The sequence below is a fragment of the Marinomonas communis genome, from assembly GCF_004363305.1.
Lineage (GTDB): Bacteria > Pseudomonadota > Gammaproteobacteria > Pseudomonadales > Marinomonadaceae > Marinomonas > Marinomonas communis.
On record NZ_SNZA01000004.1, the window covers coordinates 1 to 16071 of the forward strand.

Below are 16071 nucleotides of genomic sequence, written 5' to 3' on the forward strand. Positions count from 1 at the left end.
AGCCTGCCGCCAGCGTTCAATCTGAGCCATGATCAAACTCTTCAGTTTAAAAAAGCTTGCTCAAACTCATGAATCACGTCTGACTTTAACTATATCCTTCAATCCGAAGACTAAAGAACGTAAAGCGAATTGACATGGTCACTCATTCAAGACTTCAAAGTTTTTTGAGAAGTCTCCAGCGAGCGCCCACACAAATTATCTGACTATCTATTTTAAAGAGCGTTGACACATCCTCTTAACCATTAGGGTTAATCGCTTACCGTTTCCAGTTCGCTGTGCAGTCCGTGGTGGTCTGCCGTGTCAGTGGGTGCGTATAATACGCATCAGAATTTTCAGCGCAAGCTCTTTTTCAATTAATTTTAAAAAAGTTCTGTTTATGACGAAAAAAGCTCGAATCTGTTTATTTATCAACCAGAAACACGCACCAGTCGATCAATAAACAACCAAACCCTTTGCAATACAAACCGCCACCCAATAAAACCAAGGCACTGAAAGCAAAAAGCCCGCTACTTAGTTAAGTAGCGGGCTTTTGAATACCAATCTATATAGTTCGATTATAGGCCGTAAGACATTAATCGATTGTAACGTCGCTCTAGAAGCTCATCTGTAGAAAGCGCCTCTAAACGATCAAGCACTTCTAACACACCTTCTTTATAGCGTTCAGCCATAAGGTTGTGGTTAGTGTGCGCGCCGCCTAGCGGCTCTTCAAGAATAGTATCTACAAAACCAAGCTCTTTTAGACGATCAGCAGTAATGCCCATCGCTTTTGCTGCATCAGATGCACGCTCAGCACTCTTCCAAAGAATTGACGCACAGCCTTCTGGGGAAATTACTGAGTAAGTGCCGTATTGAAGCATCATCAGCTCATCGCAAACACCAATTGCTAATGCACCACCAGAACCACCTTCACCGATTACAGTTGAGATGATCGGCGTTTTAAGGCGAGACATTACCGCAAGGTTGTAAGCAATCGCTTCACTTTGGCCACGTTCTTCAGCACCAATACCAGGATACGCCCCAGGTGTGTCAATTAAAGTCACAATAGGCATGTTGAAACGTTCAGCAGTTTCCATTAAGCGTAACGCTTTACGATAGCCCTCTGGGCGAGGCATACCGAAGTTACGCAGAACTTTCTCTTTAACTTCACGACCTTTTTGGTGACCAATAACCATCACAGGACGACCATCAAGGCGTGCTACACCACCAACAATGGCACGATCATCCGCATAATGACGATCGCCGTGCATTTCTTCAAAGTCAGTAAATACGTGATTAATGTAATCCAGTGTGTATGGGCGTTTTGGATGACGCGCCAATTGAGAAACTTCCCACGCACCTAAGTTGCTGAATAGGCTTTGCGTCAGAGTAATCTTCTTCTCTTCAAGTCGGCTAATCTCTTCACTGATATTCAGATCATTATCGTTGCCAACAAGACGTAACTCTTCAATTTTTTGTTCGAGCTCAGCAATTGGCTGCTCAAAAGGTAAGTAATCTAGATTCATTTTTTACACGCTGCTATTAAGTTGCCTGATTATTCTACAGAAAGTTCTAGCTTCGAACATCCCATCGCGCCGTTCCATTGACGATACGCGAGTGTAAGAATGATAAAATGGCGCTAAGTATACACTAACTGCACCTTTTGTTTACCGTATTGTTTTTGAAGTTCATGAATTAATTCGTCATCCGGTCGAATTTTCCACTGTGACCCAAGCTTAACATCTCCAGTGGCTTGATTTGTCTCAAATCCAATCACCACATCGCAACCGTCACCTCGATAAGGCGCTATATGGCTAGCCAATGCATCGATGTTTTGTTGGGTGACTTCTTCTTCTAACCAATCAATACGTAGTGCTTCAACATAGCGAATGCGAGCAGTAGCCATATCGAGAACATTACGAGCAGATACTTTTTGTCCGCCACGGAATTCATCAATACTGATTTCCCCCTCGACCACTACTACTTGATCTTTCACCAAGTATTGCTTCACGTTCTCAAATGTATCAGAGAAAACCGCCACTTCGATTCGAGCGGAGCGATCGTCCAAGGTAATAAAAGCAATATTACCGCCACGCTTACTTTTAGTAATCCGCATTTCAACGATCAGGCCAGCCATCACTTGAGTTTCACGCTTAGGCTGTAAATCAACAATCCGCTGACGAGCAAAGCGGCGAATCTCTTTTTCGTAGTCGTCAATTGGGTGACCTGTTACATACAGGCCTAAGGTATCTTTCTCACCATCAAGACGCTTACGACCATGCCACTCAGGTACGATACCAATTTCATCGTATGCATTCTCAGTCGATTCCTCGACCGCAATACCAAACAAGTCCATCATCCCTGCGTCTTCATTCTTAGCATTTTGGTCTGCACGTTTAAGTGCCTCATCAATGCAGGCAAACAAAGTCGCACGATTTGGACCAACCGTATCAAAAGCACCAGAACGAACCAAAGCCTCCATGACACGCTTATTGACCTTACGACCAACACGTTCACAGAAATCAAATATATGCTTAAAGGGTCCTTCTTTACGCGCCTCAACAATGGCTTCAATCGGCCCCTCACCCACGCCTTTAATCGCACCCAGGCCATACACAATGGCGCCTTTTTGGTTAACCGCAAACTTGTAGACTGACTCATTAACATTCGGCAGATCAACGGTGAGGTTCATAGCACGACATTCTTCTACAAAAATAACGATCTTATCGGTATTCTGCATATCGGCTGACAGCACTGCAGCCATAAATGGTGCTGGATAGTGATGCTTCAGCCAAGCCGTTTGATAAGAAACTAAAGCGTACGCGGCAGAGTGGGATTTGTTGAAACCGTAACCCGCAAACTTCTCCATCAGATCGAAGATATTGCCCGATAGATCCTTATCAATATTATTCTTCGCAGCCCCCTCCATGAAAATCAAGCGCTGCTCTTGCATAACCTCAGGCTTTTTCTTACCCATGGCACGACGAAGCAAGTCGGCACCACCGAGAGAAAATTTTGCCAATACCTGAGCGATTTGCATTACCTGCTCTTGGTACAAGATGATACCGTAAGTCGGTTCCAGTACAGGAATAAGGTCTTCGTGTTGGTAATCTGGATGCGGGAAAGCAAGCTCTGCGCGACCGTGCTTACGGTTAATAAAGTCATCCACCATGCCTGAACCTAATGGGCCCGGACGATAAAGTGCAACCAAAGCGATGATATCCTCGAAACGCGACGGCAATAACTTCTTAATCAGCTCTTTCATACCACGGGATTCCAGCTGGAATACCGCTGTCGTCTCTGCTCGCTGAAGCAGGTCGTAGGTCGCTTTGTCTTCCAAATCAATCAGAGCAATATCAAGAGGCTCTTTACCCTCTCGCGCATGAATCTCATTAATGGTTTTTAGCGCCCAATCAACGACTGTGAGAGTTTTCAAACCCAAGAAGTCAAACTTTACTAGGCCAGCTTCCTCTACATCATTTTTATCATATTGCGTGACAAGACCCGTTCCATCTTCTTCACAATATAGCGGGGCAAAGTCCGTTAGCTTTGTTGGCGCTATTACTACACCACCTGCGTGTTTACCGAAGTTACGAACTGTACCTTCTAACGAGAACGCCATGTCCATTACTTCGGCAGCCGCCTCGTCACCTTCAATAAACTCAACCAAAGCAGGCTCAACTTCAAGCGCTTTTTTGAGAGTCATACCGATTTCAAATGGAATCAGTTTCGATAGCTTGTCACCTAAGCTATAGGATTTACCTTGTACTCGTGCCACATCACGCACTACCGCCTTAGCCGCCATCTGACCAAAAGTAATGATCTGAGATACAGCGTTACGACCGTAGCGACGAGCAACATAATCGATCACGCGGTCACGATTATCCATGCAGAAGTCGATATCGAAATCCGGCATGGAAACACGCTCAGGGTTCAAGAAACGTTCGAAAAGGAGGTCGTACTCAAGTGGATCGAGATCTGTGATTTTCAAGGCATAAGCCACTAATGAGCCCGCACCAGACCCCCGCCCAGGGCCCACAGGAATATCATTGTCTTTAGACCATTGAATAAAGTCCATTACGATCAAGAAATAACCTGGAAACCCCATCTGGTTAATAATATCAAGCTCGAAATTTAGACGATCAATGTATTCTTGGCGTCGGGTAAGTATGCGCTCCCCATATTTTTTAACGAGAATTCCAAAACGCTCTTCCAGCCCTTTATGTGATATTTCACGGAAGTATTCTTCCATGGTCATACCTTCAGGAACAGGGAAGTCCGGCAGGAAGTATTTTCCTAACAAGACATCAACGTTACAACGTTTGGCTATTTCAACAGTATTCTCAATCGCTTCCGGCAGATCAGAAAACAACTCTTCCATTTCTTCGGAAGACTTAAAGTACTGCTCTTCTGTGTATTTGTGTTCGCGACGAGGGTCTTCTAGAGTAACGCCATCGTATATGCAAACACGAGCCTCATGGGCCTCAAAATCCGCTCGATTGATAAAACGTACATCATTCGTCGCAACCACAGGACAATCAAATTCTGCTGCAATTGGAACAATTGCATGAATATAGTCCTCTTCGCCCGCTCTAAAGGTTCGAACAACCTCAGCGTAATAACGTCCTGGAAAAGTATCCATCCAACGTTTTAAGTAGTCTCGCGCCTCAGCCTCATGCCCTTTAGCCAATAACACACCCACATCACCATTCACACCACCGGAAAGAGCAATGACGTCTTCATTGTGCTCTGCCACCCACTCTCGTTTGATGATTGGTCGACCTTCTACTTGCCCCAGCTGATAACCCTTAGAGATGACTTCAATGATATTTTTATAGCCTTGGTTCGACATTGCCAAAAGCGTCATACGGGTACGCTGCTCAAGCAAGCCTTCGGCTTCTAAAATTATATCTGCACCACAGATTGGCTTAATGCCCTTGTCCATGGCGCCTTTATAGAAACGTACAAAGCCACACAAGTTATTCTCGTCCGACATTGCGACCGCTGGCATTTGCATCTTCTCAGCCTGAGACACCAAGCCTTTGACCTTTACTAGACCGTCAACTAGAGAGAACTCCGTATGGACCCTCAAGTGGATAAAGGAAGACATGACATTAACCTTCTATAATTCGTTTTACTGGACCGAAGCTTCGACGATGGATATCACACACACCATGCTCTTGGATAGCAGTTAAGTGCACCGCCGTTGGATATCCCTTGTGTTTTGCAAAGCCGTATTCAGGATATTGTTCATCTAAAGCAACGATTTCTCTGTCTCTTGTCACTTTAGCAAGGATTGAGGCTGCTGCGATTGCAGCATGTCGTGCATCACCTTTGACCACCGCTTCCGCTGGACAAGGCAATTCTTTAGGTATCCGGTTACCATCAATAAGTGCATGCTCAGCAGCAATAGGTAATGAATCAATTGCCCGCTTCATCGCCAACATACTAGCATGGAGAATATTAATCTCATCAATTTCAGCAACGGATGCACGAGCAACACTATACGCTAGTGCTTTGTTTTGAATTTCTACAAATAGGGCTTCACGCTTTTTTTCTGATAATTTTTTTGAATCGTTTAGCCCTGCAATAGGATTCTCTGGATCCAATATAACTGCTGCAGCGACGACATCACCTGCCAAAGGCCCTCGCCCAGCTTCGTCAGCACCCGCTACGAGTACACCCTCATATTGTAGGCTTACAAATGGTTCCAATTCAGGCATTCTGGATCTCCTGCGCTATTGCACTGGCCGCGGCTTCACCCGCATTCTTACGCAGCATTTCATGTAGATCCATAAAGGTATTTTCTATCTGCGGCTCTTCTTCAAAACGCTTCCACTCGTGCAATAAGGCCTTCGCTAACTTTTCAGGAGAAGCCTCATCCTGAATCAGCTCAGGCACCAGAGACTTTTTAGCAAGTAGGTTTGGTAAGGAAACATAGGGCACTTTAATCATACGCTTCATGATGGCATAGGTTAATTTTGTAAACCGATAGGCTACGACCATCGGGCGCTTAACCAACATCGCTTCTAAAGCGGCTGTACCAGACGCTAATAGAATGGCCTCACCCGCCGCCATCACATCACGAGACTGACCATCTACAATAGTAGCTTGTACATTTACATCGGCAAGAATCGCTTCAATCTGGGCTCGGCGCTCTGAGTTCGCAGCCGGAATAATAAATTGAGCCGTACTCACCTGCTGCTGTATGACCTTCATTGTTTCAGCAAAAACAGGCATTAATCGACTAACTTCTCCACCTCTAGACCCAGGTAAGACAGCAAACCAGTCGCCTGATATCGCAAGGCCTAATCGCTCACGAGCTTCTTCCTTATTACTATGAAAAGCCACTTCATCAGCCAAGGTATGCCCAACACATACAGCGGGTATGTTGTGTGTTTTATAAATATCTAATTCAAACGGGAAAAGAGTCAACATCAGGTCAACGGACTCTTTGATTTTAAAAATACGCTTTTGGCGCCAAGCCCATACCGAAGGACTAACATAATGAATCGTTTTGATGCCATTCGAACGTAGTTTACGAGCCAGAGGTAAATTAAAGTCAGGCGAGTCAATACCAATAAATGCGGTAACATCACATTCGAGACAGTGATTCAAAATCGTCTTTCGGATACCTAACAGCTCACGCAATCGCCCAAGCACTTCTACAAGTCCCATGACAGAAAGACGCTCCATAGGAAACAGGCTGTTAAATCCTTTTTCAATCATTAACGGCCCGCCAATCCCCTCAAAGACAGCATCAGGAAAGCGTGTTTTCAAATGCTCAATCAAGTTTGAGCCTAGGATATCTCCCGAGGCCTCACCCGCGACAATTACAAATCGGTTTTTCATAATTAATAGTTAACCTTCATAAAAAAACCCCGACAGAATCGGGGTTTCTTCGAAACTCAGCTTATTTGCTAGCGAACAATGCCTCGATTCGACTGGCGTATTGAGCGCACGAAATCAGCAACTTCTTGAACCTTTACAATATCGCTCGACTCAATCTCGCTTAATGCCTGCTCAAGTGGCATACCTTTAATGTAAACCATTTTATAGGCAGAACGCAGTGCTTTGATCACTTCTGCAGGCATACCACGTCGGCGCATTCCTTCGAAATTCATACCATGAGCTTTCGCTGGATCACCGGATACCATTACATAACGCGGTACATCTTTAGTTACCATGGATCCCATGCCACACATACTATACGAGTTCACTTGGCAGAACTGATGAATACCTGTGTAACCACCTAAAATAACAGAATCGCCCACTTTAACGTGGCCAGCCAAAGCAGCGTAATTCGCTAAAATATTGTTATCACCGACAACACAGTCGTGTCCGACATGAGTGCTTGCCATAAACAGATTACCGGAGCCAATTTTAGTGACACCTTGATCCTGAACCGTGCCTCGATGAATCGTGGCATTTTCACGGATCACATTGTCATCGCCAATGATAAGCTGAGTAGGCTCACCTTTATATTTTTTATCTTGGTTTGCTTCGCCAACGGAGGCAAACTGATAAATCTCATTAGCCTTGCCAATGGTTGTATGTCCATTCACAACAACATGAGACTTCAACACTGTACCTGCGCCAATTCGCACGTCTGGACCGACAATACAAAAAGGACCAATTTCAACATCACTGTCTAGTTCAGCTTTTGGATCAACTATCGCAGTTGGATGTATCAACACTTAAAGTTTCCTGTCTGCACAAAGAATTGTAGAAGAACAAACTAGCTCGCCTTCAACCGTTGCTTTTACTTCAAACTTCCAGATACCACGACGCTCGGTCAAAATCTTAGCCTCTAACTGAAGGCGGTCACCAGGCACAACTGGACGTTTAAAACGGGTGTTATCAGCACCAACAAAGTAATAAATAGAGCCATCTTGTGGTGTTTTATCCATGGTTTTAAAACCAAGAATACCGGCTGCTTGAGCCATCGCCTCAATAATTAAAACACCAGGCATTACTGGATGATCTGGGAAGTGCCCGTTAAAAAACGGTTCGTTTACCGTCACATTCTTGTACGCAACAATTGATTCACCACGTGTTAACTCGACAACACGATCCACAAGTAAGAATGGGTAACGGTGAGGTAGGTAACGGCGAATTTCATTCACATCCATCATTTATGCATTAACCTTTTGTTAAAAGCGTATTAACTTGTTTTTCCAATTTAGAAATATGGGCAGCCATACTTTCGATTCGTCGAAGACGAGCAGCAGATTTGCGCCACTTTTGAGTAGAATCAAGAGCTGTCCCAGAAGAGTAAGAGCCTGGGGTGTCAATTGAGCGAGTCACTAAACTCATCGCCGTAATATGCACATTATCAACTAATGTAATATGACCAGCCAAACCAACACCACCAGCGATTGTACAGTTTTTGCCAATCACTGTGCTTCCCGCGATCCCAACACAACCCGCAATCGCGCTATTATCACCGATTACGACGTTATGAGCAATTTGAACGAGATTATCTATTTTAACACCATTACCAATAATAGTGTCATCGATTGCCCCACAATCAATCGTTGTATTCGCACCGATTTCCACATCTTCACCAATACAAACACTTCCTAACTGATGAATCTTCACCCAAACGCCATCATTAGGAGCAAAACCAAAACCATCCGCACCAATAACTGCTCCGCTATGGACAATACATCGAGCTCCTAGACGTACCCCATCATACAAAGTGACGTTTGCAGCTAAACGAGTTTTCTCGCCAATCTGCACCTGTTCACCGATAACAGTCCCTGCACCAATGGTACACCCGTCAGCAATCTCAGCATGTGCCCCGATCGAAACATTCGGTGCGATAGTGACATTCATGCCAACTTTTGCATCACTATGAATAACAGCACTTGGGTGAATAACCTTCCCCCATCCCTGTCCAGGCGAAGCAAAAAGGGCGCTCACTTTAGCGAAGGCTAGATAAGGATTACGAACTACTATGGCGTTTCTAACTTGCTCAGCGTCTTGCACATTACGTATCAACACCGCTCCAGCTTCAGAGCACCCCAGCAAATTAGAAAATTTAGGGTTTGAAAGAAAACTCAACTGCTCCGCTGTGGCATGCTCTAAGCTACCCAATGCAGAAACGGTATACTCAGGATCACCAAATAGTTCGCCGCCTACCGCGGCGGCGATTTCAGAAAGGGTGTAACCCATTCACTACTTCTCTTTATTTAATTTTTCAATCAACTCAGCTGTAATATCAACCGATTCATTTGTGTAGATCGCTGCTTGTCGCGAAATCACAGCGTCCAACTTTTTCTCTTTAATCAACTCTTTCAGTGCTACCTCACCCTGAGGGGTCAATTGTTGAATAAGCTGCTGCTCCATCTGTTGCGCTTGTTGCTGCATTGCAGCCACCATTTGACGCAACTGAGCCTGTTTTTGGTTTACTTCAGCACGACGCTTTTTCAAATCTTCAGCGGAAAGCGTTAACTCATCACGCTTAAGAGATTCCACCATATCCTTTAGTGCTTTATTTTCTTGATCTAAACGTGCCTTCATTTGATCCACTTGCTGGCGTGGACCTTGGGCAGCCTCTTGGCCTGCCTTACTTTGTAGCAACGCCGCTCTGAAATCCAAAACAGCAACTTCAGACGCCATGGCTTGCGCACTAAAAAGGGCAACCAAGAAAAAAGAAATCATTTTATTCATAAAAAGTCCTTAACCATTAGAAGGTTGTACCAAGCTGGAATTGGAACACATCGGTGTCATCACCTTCTTTATCATTTAGTGTTTTAGCGATATTGAATGACAATGGCGCAATTGGTGTAATCCAAGTCCAGTTGAAACCAACACTGTATCGAATCTCACCGGCATCAAAGCCTTCTTCACAGCTGGTACTGCCTGAATAACAGTAGTCTGTAAACACGTTACCAGCATCTAAAAAGATCGATGTACGTACAGAGCTGTGATCCTCAACCATTGGCATTGGGAAAATCACTTCTGCAGTAGCTGCAACCAACATATTACCGCCTATAGAATCGGTTTCAGTGTCGTCACTGTAAGTGTTGCGTGGACCTAATGATGAAGCACTAAATCCTCGAACTGTGTAAACACCACCTGCATAATAGTTTTCAAAGAATGGTAAACGATCTGTATCACCATAACCGAAACCATAACCTGCTCGGCCCTTCAAATGAAATAGCCACAAATTATCGTCACTTAGATTCCAGTATGCTTGAGAAAGTGCACCAATTTTGGCATAGGTTTGATCACCGACTGGCGTAGCAACATCCAGAGTTACCCTATGACTAACCCCGCCCGTTGGCAAAAGACCACCAACGATATCATTATCAGTCCAAACAATATTCGCAATGACATCATCGAAAGAGTCACCATACTCATCTAAATACGCCTGGGTCTCCAAAGACGGGTTGGAGCCAAGGTCCACACCTGTGTTCTTAACAGTAACACCAAAACTTAAGCGCTGTGTATCTGTGATAGGGTAACCAAAGTTTACCGATGCACCAATTCTATCTAGATCGTAGTCTTCAACATCATCATCATCGTGATCACTTACTTGGTAAAACAAGCTATAGCCGCGGCTAACGCCATCAACAGTGAAGTATGGATTATCATAAGAAAGCGTGTAATCTTGAGTTTGGTTTGTTCGGCTCATATTAAACGCGAGCTTATTGCCAGACCCCATGAAATTGCGCTTCGAGACACCAAAGCCTAAAACAGTACCATCTGACTGAGAGTAACCAATACTTGCCTGAATACTTCCAGAAGGTTGCTCTTCCACCGACACATCAAGATCTACCTGATCGACGGTCCCCGGAACAGGGCGAGTTTTTAGATCCACTTTGGAGAAGAAGCCTAAACGTTCAATCGCTCGTTTCGATGATTGTATCTTAGTGTGAGTCGCTAACGTGCCTTCAAACTGAGTCATCTCACGTCGCAACACTTCATCTTTAGTTTCTGAGTTACCGCTAAAGTTGATACGACGCACATACACTTGTGGTCCTGGCGTAATATGGTAAGTCAGGTCCACTTTATGGCCTGGTAGCTTATTCGGAATAATATTTACATTCGTAAACAGGTAACCATCATCACCAAGCTCACTGGATACCGACTCCATGATTTCAGTAGTCTGTTTGCGCGAGAAAACATCACCTGCTTTTTGATCAATATGTTTCCAAATACGATCCTCTGAAATTGGCAATGAACCACTTAGAGAAACATCATTGATTGAGTACGGTAGCCCCTCATTGATATTCACGACCACGTATACTTCGCGCTTATCCGCCGAAACGCTAACTTGGTTTGAGATCAGCTCATAATCTAAGTAACCACGATCGAGATAAAAACTACGTAGCGTTTCCAAGTCACCTTGAATTTTCTGTTTTGAGTACTCATCCGCAGAACTAAATGGGTTAAAGTATCCCGTCTCAGCAGATTGGAACTTATCAGTTAGCTCCTCATCAGAAAAATTCTTATTGCCGACAATATTAATATGGACGATTTTCGCAGTAACACCTTCTTCGATATTAATATTGAGAGCAACACGATTTCGTGGAAGTGCTTCTACATCCATCTTAACCTGAGCACTATAGCGCCCAAGAGCGTAGTACTGACGCTGTAACTCTTGTTGGATTTGGTTTAAGGTTTCTGGCTTGTAAAGCTCACCTTCTTCTAAACCGGATAAGCGAAGACCTCTCTGAAGGTCTTCAGTAGAAATCATGTCGTTACCATCAATCTCTATTCGCCCTATCGTCGGACGCTCTACTACTTTAAAGATAACAACATCATCTTCTTCGAATACTTCAATGTCACTAAAGTACCCCGTCGCAAAAAGACTATTAACTGCCTCATGAACACGAGAAGAGTCGTATCCTTGTCCCTGCTGAAAACCGATGGTTTCGAATGCGCGCGCAGGTGACATTTGCAACAACCCATCAACACGCACATCCGCAACTGTCTTCGCATAACTTTGAGCACTACAAATCGCTAACACTGATGCTACAAAGACTTTCACATATACCTCTCTACAAGCGGGCAATATCATTAAATAGAGCAACGGCCATCATTGCGAACAGCAAAGATGCTCCGAAGCGGTAAGCAAGCCCTTGAATTCTCTCTGAAACAGGCTTGCGGCGCACAGCTTCTATACCAAAAAATAACAAATGCCCACCATCCAGCATTGGAATGGGCAACAAATTTAAGACACCAAGACTCACACTTAAGTAAGCCATAAACTTCAAAAACGACTGCAATCCTGATTCAGCCGAAGCACTAGCAACTTTCGCAATAGTAATAGGACCCGATAAGTTATCGAGAGATATCAAACCTTGCAACATTTTACCGATAGAAGACACGGTTAATGCAGTCATTTGCCAAGTTTGATGCACACCATAACCAAGTGAACCAAATACATCAAACTCCCTTTCTCTAATATCCGCATCACTCAGAACAGGGGGTTCAACGGCAAGCCCCGCCAAGCCGACTGCAACACCAGATACTTCTCTTGCTGCTGGTATTAATGTGAGTGTTTTTAACTCGCCATCGCGCAACACATCTACCATCAGCTTTGCATTTGGGCTTTTCTGAACCCAAACGACAAAACTCTGCCAATCAGAGACCGGCTCACCGTTAATCGTTTGTACCGTATCCCCTTTCAGAAAACCTGCTCTCTCTGCAGCGCCTCCAGCTACAACTTCAGCAATTGTCGGCACCACTTGAGGTCGCCAAGGCACAATACCAATTGCAGAGATCAGATTACTGGGTTCTTCTCCAACCAACCATCGCTCTAGGGTAAATCGGTCTTCTTCTTCGACGGTCGAACCAGGAGGAAGATAACGAACACTATAACTCCCACTTTGACCAATCAAGTCTGCTAACACTAAATTTACATCTTCCCATGAATGAGTCACCTTCCCATTCACTTGGGTGATCTCTGCCCCCACTTCGATATTGGTTTGCGCAATGGGCGAAGACGGTGTCAATACACCTACTTTTGGTGCAATAGTCTGAATCCCCAACCCTGCAACCAAAGCATAAATCGCGATTGCTAGAATGAAATTGGCAATAGGGCCAGCCGCAACGATCGCAATGCGTTGCCATACATTCTTATAATTGAATGCCTGATCTTTTAACGCTTCTGGCACATTACCTTCACGACCATCTAACATGCGCACATATCCACCCAGCGGAATCATCGCTAAAGTGAACTCTGTACCAGATTTTGCTGTGTACTTGTAAAGAGGTTTACCAAAGCCCACAGAGAAGCGTAGCACCTTAACACCACATAGACGTGCCACTATGTAATGACCAAACTCATGAAAAGTAATCAATACACCCAGTGCGACAATAATGGATAAGGCATTTTGAATCATGTTATGAAAACTCCGAAGCGATCAACTGTTGCGCAAGCACTCGAGACTGTTCATCCGCCTCAAACACTACTTCCAGATCATTGACAACTTTAATATCAGAGCGTTCAAGAACCTGCTGATTTAAGCGAGCGATATCAAGAAAAGAGAGCTGCCCTTTTAAGAAAGCTGCAACCGCCTCTTCGTTAGCCGCATTTAAACAGGCCATAGCTGTGCCACCTAAATACCATGCTTCACTAGCCAGCTTTAAATTTGGGAAACGCTCAAGGTCAGGCGCTTCAAAGTTAAGTTGAGATACCTGAAACAAATCAAGTGCCTCAACCCCAGTTTCAATGCGTGCAGGCCAAGTCATTCCATATGCTATCGGTATCTTCATATCTGGATTACCCATTTGAGCAATAACAGAGCCATCTTTGTAGGAAACCATGGAATGAATAATACTTTCAGGGTGAACAACCACTTGAACATCGGCAGGAGTCACATCAAACAACCAACACGCCTCAATAAGCTCCAAGCCTTTATTCATCAAGCTAGCCGAGTCTACTGAGATTTTTTGTCCCATTGACCAATTCGGATGCGCGCATGCCTGCGCAGGGGTTACCGTCTTCATTTGATCGTATGAGTACGTCCGAAACGGACCACCAGAAGCCGTCAGCAATACTTTGTCAACATCACGCTTCGTTACCCCAGAATCCGATTGCGGAAGACACTGATAGATCGCATTATGTTCACTATCAATAGGCATTAGGGTCACCTTGTGCTTGGTAACCTCATCCATAAACAAACGCCCTGCTGTCACCAAACTCTCTTTATTTGCAAGCAATACGCGTTTGCCTGCACGTATTCCCGCCAGAGTAGGACGAAGACCCGCAAAGCCCATGATCGCCGCCATTACCTGATCGCAATCATCGCTGGCAATACTCTCCATGGACTCACTGCCATATTCAAACTGGGTTGGTAAACCAGCACATAGAGATGCCAACTGATCACGTGCTGCCTTAGACCCCATCACCGCTCGCTTTGGCTGAAACTGATGACAAATCTCAGCCATACGCTCAACACTAGCGTTAGCAGCCACACTGACAAGTTCAAACTGATCGGGGTATTGAGCAATAACATCCAAAGTACTTCGACCTATGGAACCCGTTGCCCCAAGCAAACAAATCTTTTGCATTACACCCAACCTACAAAACTAAGCAGCAAAACATAAATTGGCGCTGCAGAAGTAAGACTATCAACGCGATCCATCACGCCACCATGCCCTGGGATCAATTGACTTGAGTCTTTCAAAGACTCATGTCGCTTAAACAAACTCTCTGTTAAGTCACCCAAAACAGAGGTTAAGACAGTTACTACTGCGATAACCGCAAGCAAGAACCATCCCCAAACCGAAAAGCCACTAAAGTAGGCAAAAAAAGCTATACCAACTTGAGTAACTACCAAGCCACCAAGCACGCCCTCCCAAGATTTACCTGGGGATACCTTCGGCGCTAATTTTCTTTTACCAAATGCTTTGCCTGAGAAATACGCACCTGAATCCGCCCCCCAGATCAGCCCCATAAGAACGAACAACCAAATCAAAAACTCGCTGGAATCTCTCAATACGACCATAGCCGACCACGTCGTAACAAGAACAATTAATCCGAAAACAATACGAGCAAAACGTGATTGCCACAGCTTTTCAGCCGGGTAGCGAATCACCCAAGAAAGCGCCATCAACCACAACACTGGCGCCAACCACAATAGCTCTCGCTGCAAATCAAAAATTGCGGCACCAAAACATAATGTTCCAACCAATCCAGCAAAGGCAACCCGGCCCAGCTGACGAGTAATGCCAGACAGGCGCGCCCACTCCCATCCAGCCAGCAACACAACCACACCTATCGCAATCTGAAAGCCTCCTGCTTCCAGCATAAAGACAGCGTAAATAAACAACAACGCCATCACGATGGCGCTAATAATTCGAGGTAAAAGCATAACGGCTATCGTCCACCATATCGACGCTGGCGTTGCTGGTACACCGCCAAGGCCTCTTCAAAATGATCACCAGTAAAGTCTGGCCATAGCACAGGCATAAAGACAAACTCGGCATATGCGAGCTGCCATAATAGAAAATTACTGACGCGCTCTTCGCCAGAAGTACGAATAATCAAATCCAGTTCGGGTAACCCTGCAAGGCACACATGCTGACCAAGAGTCTCTTCAGTCACTTGATCTGGTTCAATTTCACCAGCGGCAACCTGCTCTGCCATTTTTTTTGCTGCCTGAGCAATGTCCCAACGACCACCATAATTAGCAGCAATAGCCAGTACCATACCAGTATTTTGAGCCGTTACTTGCTCAACTCTTTCTATCTGATCCTGAAGCCCTTTGCTGAACCCACTTTTATCGCCAACTACTATCAACCTAATAGAATGCTCATTGAGTCGCTTAGTCTCTTTTTTTAGAGAGCGCATAAACAACCCCATCAAACCATCTACCTCAGCCTGAGGTCGTTTCCAGTTTTCACTGGAAAAAGCAAAAAGGGTGAGCACTTTCACGCCACATTTAGCTGCTGACTCCACGGTTTTACGGACAGCCAAAGCACCAGCTCTATGTCCGGCAATACTGGGTAAAAACTTCTTTTTTGCCCAACGGTTATTGCCATCCATGATAATGGCCACATGGGCAGGAAGGGATCGACCATCATTGGTCAATATTTGATTAGACATAGAACTACCTAGTCAGAAAAAAGGCAGGT

At 44.8% G+C, this 16071-nt stretch carries 13 protein-coding genes; all 13 read right to left on the reverse strand.

Annotated elements, in window-relative coordinates; translation table 11 throughout:
- Positions 1 to 554 precede the first annotated feature (554 nt).
- The gene (gene accA / locus C8D85_RS11660) at positions 555 to 1502 is read right to left on the reverse strand and encodes an acetyl-CoA carboxylase carboxyl transferase subunit alpha (protein WP_133562906.1); all 948 of its coding nucleotides are present in this window, start codon (positions 1500 to 1502) and stop codon (positions 555 to 557) included.
- Positions 1503 to 1615: 113 nt separating this feature from the next.
- Complete coding sequence (gene dnaE / locus C8D85_RS11665; RefSeq protein ID WP_133562908.1) at positions 1616 to 5086, reverse strand: DNA polymerase III subunit alpha; 3471 nt, start codon at positions 5084 to 5086, stop codon at positions 1616 to 1618.
- Between the two features lie 4 nt (positions 5087 to 5090).
- Positions 5091 to 5699 (reverse strand): ribonuclease HII, encoded by a 609-nt coding sequence (gene rnhB, locus C8D85_RS11670; RefSeq protein ID WP_133562910.1) that lies wholly within the window; start codon positions 5697 to 5699, stop codon positions 5091 to 5093.
- Positions 5692 to 6828 carry a lipid-A-disaccharide synthase gene (lpxB, locus tag C8D85_RS11675; RefSeq protein ID WP_133562912.1) on the reverse strand — a complete coding sequence of 379 codons (1137 nt, stop codon included), beginning with the start codon at positions 6826 to 6828 and terminating at the stop codon, positions 5692 to 5694. The genes rnhB and lpxB overlap by 8 nt, the downstream gene beginning before the upstream one ends.
- A 68-nt stretch (positions 6829 to 6896) precedes the next feature.
- A complete protein-coding gene (gene lpxA / locus C8D85_RS11680) occupies positions 6897 to 7673 on the reverse strand; it encodes an acyl-ACP--UDP-N-acetylglucosamine O-acyltransferase (protein WP_211342185.1) in 777 nt (258 codons plus the stop codon).
- Complete coding sequence (gene fabZ, locus C8D85_RS11685; RefSeq protein ID WP_133562914.1) at positions 7674 to 8111, reverse strand: 3-hydroxyacyl-ACP dehydratase FabZ; 438 nt, start codon at positions 8109 to 8111, stop codon at positions 7674 to 7676.
- Positions 8112 to 8118: 7 nt separating this feature from the next.
- The gene (gene lpxD / locus C8D85_RS11690) at positions 8119 to 9153 is read right to left on the reverse strand and encodes a UDP-3-O-(3-hydroxymyristoyl)glucosamine N-acyltransferase (protein ID WP_133562916.1); all 1035 of its coding nucleotides are present in this window, start codon (positions 9151 to 9153) and stop codon (positions 8119 to 8121) included.
- A gap of 3 nt (positions 9154 to 9156) precedes the next feature.
- Positions 9157 to 9651 carry an OmpH/Skp family outer membrane protein gene (locus C8D85_RS11695; RefSeq protein WP_133562918.1) on the reverse strand — a complete coding sequence of 165 codons (495 nt, stop codon included), beginning with the start codon at positions 9649 to 9651 and terminating at the stop codon, positions 9157 to 9159.
- A 16-nt stretch (positions 9652 to 9667) separates the two neighbouring features.
- Positions 9668 to 11977, reverse strand: a complete 2310-nt coding sequence (gene bamA / locus C8D85_RS11700) for an outer membrane protein assembly factor BamA (protein ID WP_133562920.1) — start codon at positions 11975 to 11977, stop codon at positions 9668 to 9670.
- Positions 11978 to 11987: 10 nt separating this feature from the next.
- Positions 11988 to 13334 (reverse strand): RIP metalloprotease RseP, encoded by a 1347-nt coding sequence (rseP, locus tag C8D85_RS11705; RefSeq protein ID WP_133562922.1) that lies wholly within the window; start codon positions 13332 to 13334, stop codon positions 11988 to 11990.
- A 1-nt stretch (position 13335) separates the two neighbouring features.
- The gene (ispC, locus tag C8D85_RS11710; RefSeq protein ID WP_133562924.1) at positions 13336 to 14505 is read right to left on the reverse strand and encodes a 1-deoxy-D-xylulose-5-phosphate reductoisomerase; all 1170 of its coding nucleotides are present in this window, start codon (positions 14503 to 14505) and stop codon (positions 13336 to 13338) included.
- Entirely contained in the window at positions 14505 to 15308 is an 804-nt protein-coding gene (locus C8D85_RS11715; protein WP_133562926.1) for a phosphatidate cytidylyltransferase, read from the reverse strand. The genes ispC and C8D85_RS11715 overlap by 1 nt, the downstream gene beginning before the upstream one ends.
- A 5-nt stretch (positions 15309 to 15313) precedes the next feature.
- Positions 15314 to 16042, reverse strand: coding sequence for a polyprenyl diphosphate synthase (uppS, locus tag C8D85_RS11720; RefSeq protein ID WP_133562928.1), 729 nt, complete (start codon positions 16040 to 16042; stop codon positions 15314 to 15316).
- Between the last annotated feature and the right edge of the window lie 29 nt (positions 16043 to 16071).

Bases quoted from the DNA above. Each gene is read 5' to 3' on its own strand.
- accA (WP_133562906.1), bottom strand. From the start codon at position 1,502: ATGAATCTAGATTACTTACCTTTTGAGCAGCCAATTGCTGAGCTCGAA.
- dnaE (WP_133562908.1), bottom strand. From the start codon at position 5,086: ATGTCTTCCTTTATCCACTTGAGGGTCCATACGGAGTTCTCTCTAGTT.
- rnhB (WP_133562910.1), bottom strand. From the start codon at position 5,699: ATGCCTGAATTGGAACCATTTGTAAGCCTACAATATGAGGGTGTACTC.
- lpxB (WP_133562912.1), bottom strand. From the start codon at position 6,828: ATGAAAAACCGATTTGTAATTGTCGCGGGTGAGGCCTCGGGAGATATC.
- fabZ (WP_133562914.1), bottom strand. From the start codon at position 8,111: ATGATGGATGTGAATGAAATTCGCCGTTACCTACCTCACCGTTACCCA.
- lpxD (WP_133562916.1), bottom strand. From the start codon at position 9,153: ATGGGTTACACCCTTTCTGAAATCGCCGCCGCGGTAGGCGGCGAACTA.
- C8D85_RS11695 (WP_133562918.1), bottom strand. From the start codon at position 9,651: ATGAATAAAATGATTTCTTTTTTCTTGGTTGCCCTTTTTAGTGCGCAA.
- rseP (WP_133562922.1), bottom strand. From the start codon at position 13,334: ATGATTCAAAATGCCTTATCCATTATTGTCGCACTGGGTGTATTGATT.
- ispC (WP_133562924.1), bottom strand. From the start codon at position 14,505: ATGCAAAAGATTTGTTTGCTTGGGGCAACGGGTTCCATAGGTCGAAGT.
- C8D85_RS11715 (WP_133562926.1), bottom strand. From the start codon at position 15,308: ATGCTTTTACCTCGAATTATTAGCGCCATCGTGATGGCGTTGTTGTTT.
- uppS (WP_133562928.1), bottom strand. From the start codon at position 16,042: ATGTCTAATCAAATATTGACCAATGATGGTCGATCCCTTCCTGCCCAT.